The following is a 6,494-nucleotide window of genomic DNA, read 5'->3' on the forward strand; positions in this document are numbered from 1 at the left end:
TGAAGCCGGCGCCTTCTCGGCTACCAAGAAAATGGTCCTCCTGAAGTAACGGCTTCCTCGCCCGACTCAACCAAACTTCAGGAATACACCACAAACCCTCCCAGCAATGGGAGGGTTTTTTTATGGGGAAGGAAAGGATTTGACCCTGTCCAATAAGACTTCGTATATTGTGCGAAGAGAGAATTATCATTAAGGGTCGTTCAGTCAAATTAACGACCGGAATATCCGTAATTCTGAGAAACATCAACTGTCAATCCGAAAGAAATAGTTAGTGCTGAAACTGGTAAGAAAAATCGGCGATAGAGAGTTGTCACTGGAGTTAGCCGCAGGCCGTTACATCATAGGACGGAGCGAGGAGTGCCATCTGGTGATTCCGGACCCGTCGGTCTCAAGACAGCATGCCGTCATCGAGATTCTCAATGGCAACAGTCAATTCCTCCTGACTGATTCCAACAGCCACAACGGCACTTTTATCAACAGCGTAAAACTGACGAAGCCGACTGCGATAAAAGCGGGCGACCGCATCTCGTTTGGAGCGGTTGATTTCACAGTGCAGGAAGCGGCCGATGTACCACACAAAACTGAAGACCGGGGCGCCGGTTTATCATCGGGCGAATCAAATCTGCAGACGTCCCGTGTTCTTCCCATAGACGAAGCCCTCAAACCACTCCCGGCGCGGATTGCCGATGCCCCGGAAGTGATGAATACCCTCATCGAGATGGCGAAAATCCTGGTGCTTCCGGGTCCCAAAGAAGAGATTCTCGACCATGCTCTGGAACTGGTGGCGCGCGTTTTCCCAGCCGAGAGATACGCCATACTTCTTAAGGACGGCAGCGATATGGGGGTTTGCTGCGCCTCGGCGATGACGGTTGAAGGGAAAAATCTCTGCGCATTCAGTCTGTCGAAAACGCTTATCCATGACATTATTTCCAACAAGAATTCGGTAGTGGTCAACGATATTCAACAGGCGCCGCGCTTTGCCCAACAGATGTCGATAGTCAGCCTCGGTATGCAATCGGCGGCGGCGGTGCCGCTTTTCGACGAAGGGGAAATCCTGGGGGTTCTTTATATCGACACGCGGAACCCGCGTCATCGGTACGGCGAAGATACGCTGCGTCTTCTGGCAACTTTCGGTAATCTGATTGCCTCGCGCCTGCTGAACTATTCTCTCCTGGAGGAACGGCAGCAGCGTCGGTTGATGGAAGCGGAGCTGGAGCGGGCATCATCGATACAATCAAGTCTCCTTCCGGCTAAGATTCCCGAAATTCCCGGATATGATGTCTGCGCATATCAGAAACAGTCGCAGCTGGTCGGGGGCGATTTTTATGATGTCGCCGCGCTTGCCGACGGACGGACAATCCTGATGGTCGGCGATGTCAGCGGTAAGGGAATGGGAGCGGCGCTTCTGATGTCGGATATTCTTGGCTCCTTCCGGGTGCTGTATTACGACCGGCAGTTTGAACTGTCGCGGGCGGTGGAGATAGTCTCGCGGGAGTTGTGCAAGCATAGCGCCGAGGACCATTTTGCGACGCTGTTTATAGGCATCCTCGATACTGAGCGACATACCCTTGAATATATCAATGCCGGGCATAATCCTCCCTATTTCTGCCGTCAGAATGGCGAGCGCTCTCCCCTGCACGGGACCGGTATAATGATGGGGGCGTTTGACGGAGTTTTTTGGGAGCAGAGGACAGTGGCGCTGGCGCCCGATGACTTACTTCTGATTTACACCGATGGCTTAACGGAAGCGCAGCGGGAGAGTGAGTTTTACGGAGAGGAGAGATTGCAGAAGTCATTGTCGAACTGCCATTGCCTTTCAGCCGCGGAGGTGATTGCCGCAGTGCGCGGGAATGTGGAGGAGTTTATCCTGGATACGCCATTGACGGATGATATTACGCTTCTGGTTCTGCGGCGGCGGGCATAAAATCAATCGACGTAACCTTGCGGAAGGGACCGAATTGGGGCGCAAAGTTGAAGATATCAGCAGTAATTTGTCCTGAGCGGCGCGGACAGGCGGCGTCAGTTCTCAGCCCGACAGGAGTCGGGCTTAGGAACTGACGCAACTCTTTGGGAAGACAGAATGGCGGCTGCCGCGACTTTGAATTCGATAGTGGGCGAACGCGCGGGTTCGCCCCTACGGATGATTGTCAAAACCCCCGCTCGCGCCACGCATGCACACATGGCTCGGGGGGATTTTGACCTACTCCGCTGACGCAACTTCTTGGATTACGCTACTGGCGTTGAAACTGAGAGGATAGAGGTTTCAAAGCGCATCTTCAATTATTTAAGTTGTTATCTATCTTAACGTTATAGGTTCGTATTCGTTTTAGAATCGAAGAATAACGATTGCTTACCGGTCTCTGTCTTCGTCTTTTTTCAAAGTGTAGTAGAGGTCCAGGAGGCGGCTGATTTCGCGCGCGAGTGATTTCTGATATTTGAGGAGCCGCCGAGACAGAGGGTCATCAGAGAGGGAGATTCTGCCTATATGGGAAAGATGCCGGCACAATAGCCGGGGGGGCAGGGATGAGAGGTTGAAGGGGAGGTCGGCCTCTTTGAAGGTTTTTTTCAGAGGGGAATTGCGGGGCAGTTTTTCGGAGAGAATATGGACGCGGGCTTCGATGTGCGAGAGGAACGCCGTGATAAGGCGTTGCTGACGCCAGACGGAGAAGGTGAGTTTTTTCGCGAGGAGCTCCTGGGCTTGAGAATTGGGGCAGAGATGGGACGTAATTACGGAATCATAGCGGTCATAGTCGGCAGGTGATTCGTTCAGATAGGGGCAGTTTACGATGAGGTCCCGGGCGAAGAAACCGTGGCGAATGGCGTTTCGGCTCGATTTTTTTTTGCCTTCCGGGGTTTTGGGACCGGTGGAACGGAGAGCGTTGCGCCGCAGGGCAGCGAGTTTTTTGGCGGACAGGGGCATAGAGTATACTCCTTTCTATATTATGGTTTGGCGGAAAATCAACGTCGAAGAGTTGGCGATTTTGCGGCGAGGTTCGGGGGCGGTATTGTCGGATCGGGAAATGAAAGGTGTTAGGAAAGGGTTTCAGAATTTATAACATTATTGCTGATGCAATAATGCTATAATCAAAACCGCAAGGGTTTGGACCCGCGAGAGGGCAACCTTTAAAGAGGCGTCAGTTCTCAGCCCGACAGGAGTCGGGCTTAGGAACTGACGCAACGTTTTGGGAAGGCAGAATGGCGGCTGCCGCGACTTTGAATTCGACAATGGGCGAACGCGCAGGTTCGCCGCTACGGAAGATTGTCAAAACCCCCGCTCGCGCCACGCATGCACACATGGCTCGGGGGGATTTTGACCTGCTCTGCTTCAGAAGGGCGGTAAGAAAGACTGTCAGGAGAGACTCCTGACGGCGCGGTAGAACCCGACCTACGGCTACCTTTTCGGCACATACCGCATGGCCATCGCCCCGGAACCGAATTCCAGCCGGCCCACGAGCTTTAAGTCGATATGTTTCGCAAGCCCCGCGAATATCGTCGGTCCATGGCCCACGAGTCTGGGATGCAGTATGAACTCATATTCATCGATCAATCCCAGTTCCGTCAACGATTGCGCGAGCTTTACGCCTCCCACGAATAGTCCCTTGCCCGGCTCCTGCTTGAGCTGCCGGACGGCTTTTCCCAGGTCTCCAGGCACGAGTTCCGCGTTCCAATCGACCCGATTCAGGGTGCTTGACACAACATACTTCTTCGCCGCGTCGATAGTCCGGGCAAAAGGCAGCATCCACTCTTCCATCCAATCCGGTCTTGCGCCTGTCTGCGCCGGCACCCGCCATGCTGCCTCCATCATTTCGTAAGTCACCCGGCCAAAGAGAAGCGCATCGGCCTGTTCGATGATTTCGGCCGCGTGTCGATGCAACTCTTCATCCGCGATGCCTTCGCGATGGTCGAAGCAGCCATCCAATGTGAGATTGATGGAATACCGTAGGGGTCGCATATTGTAAGAGTACCTCCTATGGGTCGTCTGGCACAGTCAGGCGCGTTAAGCTCTAACAGCCCCTATCGTGACTGTTCCTGTTCGTCTGTAATTGGCAATGATCACTCCGCTTGATGTCACCGTACTCTCCATTAGCGTGAATGCTGCCGGAACGGTGCCATTATCGAACAGCTTTTTTCCTTTACCAAGAGTCAACGGGAAAATTTTGAGCCAGAGTTCATCAACTAAATCATTTTTGAGTAGTGTCTGAATGAGCTTACCACTGCCCCAAACGTGAATGTCAGGACCTTGTGACTCTTTAAGTTTCTTGATATCGGCCACGCTTCTGATGAATACGGAATTCTTCCAACCTGATTTTTTCCTGGTCCGCGAGACAACGTATTTTGCGCCCTGATTTATGCGAGGCCAAATGTCAGCATGTTTGGGCCAATAGGGGGCCCAAATATCAAATGTCTTTCTGCCCAAGAGGTAATCCACAGGTTGCTGCATCTGTTTATGAACGAGCTTGCCGCCAACTTCGTCACCATACGATGTAGTCCAACCGCCATATTTGAAACGGCCTGATGTATCTTCCCTGGGTCCACCAGGGGACTGCATAACGCCATCCAAAGTAATCATTGATATAACGATTATTTTTCTCATAGCCTCGGCAAATACCTATTTAGTGATACGGATTGTTTATTGAAGAAGAGAGTCAATATTGATGCGACTGGCAATGACGAGGAAGATGAGCATGGCGCAACCATGATCCCGCCTTTGAGTCGGGACGACCTACGACCTGGTCCCCCGCCACGGCGGGCAGGCCGACCAAGTCGAGATTGACAGATTCCTATAAAAACCAAAATGGCTTGACTTAATAGATAGCAGACCTGCCGCAACGTGAAAGGATATGAATTATCCTTTATTGTCATTCCCGTGAAGACGCCTGCCCGCCGTGGCGGGGGAATCCAGAAACTGGTATCTTTATTCCGTCAGGTGGGACACCTGACGGCGCTTGAAAATAGAGATCGTCAAAACCCCAAGCCGCTTGACAGAATTTATAACATTATTGCTGATGCAATAATGCTATAATCAAAACCGCAAGGGTTTGGACCCGCGAGAGGGAAACCTTTAAATAGGCGTCAGTTCTCACCCCGACAGGAGTCGGGCTTAGGAACTGACGCAACGTTTTGGGAAGGCACAATGGCTGCTGCCGCGACCTTGAATTCGACAGTGGGCGAACGCGCGGGTTCGCCCCTACGGATGATTGTCAAAATCCCCACTCATCACACGGGAAGGACATGTAACTCGGGGGGATTTTGACCTGCCTGCTGGCGCAACCACTGAGAATTGGCGCGAGGCGACCCGCCTTCGGCGGTCGACGGACAAGAGGGGTCGTGCCCCACTGCTGATGAATATTCGAAAGATGAATCTGTAAGGTGCGGCACGAAGGGGGATTTCATAGATAAGATTAAAGGAATGCGCATTGACGATAAAGTTATTAATGGAGGGGGGAGGATTCGAACCTCCGAAGGCTTCGCCGACAGATTTACAGTCTGTTCCCTTTGGCCGCTCGGGAACCCCTCCAATGTCGGACCGCCATCTGGCGGTATATCATATTCAATCGACCCGCCTGCGGCGGGCGAGCAGTCGGCCTGAGTCCCTCGACAAATTAGCCGGCGAAGGGACTCGAACCCCCGACTGGCTGATTACAAATCAGCTACTCTACCAACTGAGTTACGCCGGCGTCATAAAACTTGTCCCCCGCAACGGCGGGGGAACGGGGATAATCTATGATTATCGGGACGGATGTCAAGAAAATTAACAGGGAGACGCGGCGGGCTGTGGGCATGGTGGGAAGACGAGGTTGTCATCCCTCCGCCTCGCTCGACAGTGATTTACCGGCGATCTGAAGGTCTGCCAGGCACGAAATCAGAATTTATAACATTATTGCTGATGCAATAATGTTATAGTCGAAACCGCAAGGGTTTCAACCAACGAGAGAGCAACCTTTGAAAAGGCGTCAGTTCTCAGCCCGACCAGAGTCGGGCTTAGGAACTGACGCAACTTTTTGGAAAGGCACAATGGCTGCTGCCGCGACCTTGAATTCGACAGTGGGCGAACGCGCGGGTTCGCCCCTACGGAAGATTGCTTCGTTGCACATATGAGATACCTGATGTAGCGCGACTGGCAGCCACGAAATCAGAATTTGTAACATTATTGCTGTTGCAATAATGTCATAGTCGAAACCGCAAGGGTTTCAACCTACGAGAGAGCAACCTTTGAAGAGGCGTCAGTTCTCACCCCGACCGGAGTCGGGCTTAAGAACTGACGCAACTTTCTGGGAAGGCACAATGGCTGCTGCCGCGACCTTGAATTCGACAATGGGCGAACGCGCGGGTTCGCCCCTACGGAATGTTATTGTCGAAACCGCAAGGGTTTGAGCTTCCCCCGAAAGAGTGGACACTGAAATAAGGTCTGATGTATATTTGATTTTAAGGAGGTGTTCACGATGTTGGAGAAGCGTCGTCAGTATGACGGGGATTTTAAGGTTTCTGCGGTT

The 6,494-nt window shown here is 52.4% G+C and carries 4 protein-coding genes and 2 tRNA genes; 1 reads left to right on the forward strand and 5 read right to left on the reverse strand.

Annotation, left to right across the window (positions count from 1 at the left end):
- Positions 1-271 precede the first annotated feature (271 nt).
- Entirely contained in the window at positions 272-1,924 is a 1,653-nt protein-coding gene (locus AB1690_02710; GenBank protein MEW6014214.1) for a SpoIIE family protein phosphatase, read from the forward strand.
- Positions 1,925-2,350: 426 nt separating this feature from the next.
- Here the strand turns inward: AB1690_02710 and AB1690_02715 are convergent, their stop codons facing one another.
- From AB1690_02715 to AB1690_02735, 5 genes are all read right to left on the reverse strand, one after another.
- Positions 2,351-2,920 (reverse strand): hypothetical protein, encoded by a 570-nt coding sequence (locus AB1690_02715; GenBank protein ID MEW6014215.1) that lies wholly within the window; start codon positions 2,918-2,920, stop codon positions 2,351-2,353.
- A 471-nt stretch (positions 2,921-3,391) separates the two neighbouring features.
- A complete protein-coding gene (locus tag AB1690_02720) occupies positions 3,392-3,952 on the reverse strand; it encodes a dihydrofolate reductase family protein (GenBank protein MEW6014216.1) in 561 nt (186 codons plus the stop codon).
- Between the two features lie 45 nt (positions 3,953-3,997).
- A complete protein-coding gene (locus AB1690_02725; GenBank protein MEW6014217.1) occupies positions 3,998-4,594 on the reverse strand; it encodes a dihydrofolate reductase family protein in 597 nt (198 codons plus the stop codon).
- Positions 4,595-5,436: 842 nt separating this feature from the next.
- Positions 5,437-5,518: transfer RNA gene (locus AB1690_02730), tRNA-Tyr, on the reverse strand.
- A gap of 87 nt (positions 5,519-5,605) precedes the next feature.
- Positions 5,606-5,678: transfer RNA gene (locus tag AB1690_02735), tRNA-Thr, on the reverse strand.
- Positions 5,679-6,494 lie beyond the last annotated feature (816 nt).

Source organism: Candidatus Zixiibacteriota bacterium (assembly GCA_040753495.1).
GTDB lineage: Bacteria > Zixibacteria > MSB-5A5 > GN15 > PGXB01 > DYGG01.

What these genes read in the sequence shown, in the direction of transcription:
- AB1690_02715 (MEW6014215.1), bottom strand. Translation starts at nt 2,920, where the DNA reads ATGCCCCTGTCCGCCAAAAAACTCGCTGCCCTGCGGCGCAACGCTCTC.
- AB1690_02720 (MEW6014216.1), bottom strand. Translation starts at nt 3,952, where the DNA reads ATGCGACCCCTACGGTATTCCATCAATCTCACATTGGATGGCTGCTTC.
- AB1690_02725 (MEW6014217.1), bottom strand. Translation starts at nt 4,594, where the DNA reads ATGAGAAAAATAATCGTTATATCAATGATTACTTTGGATGGCGTTATG.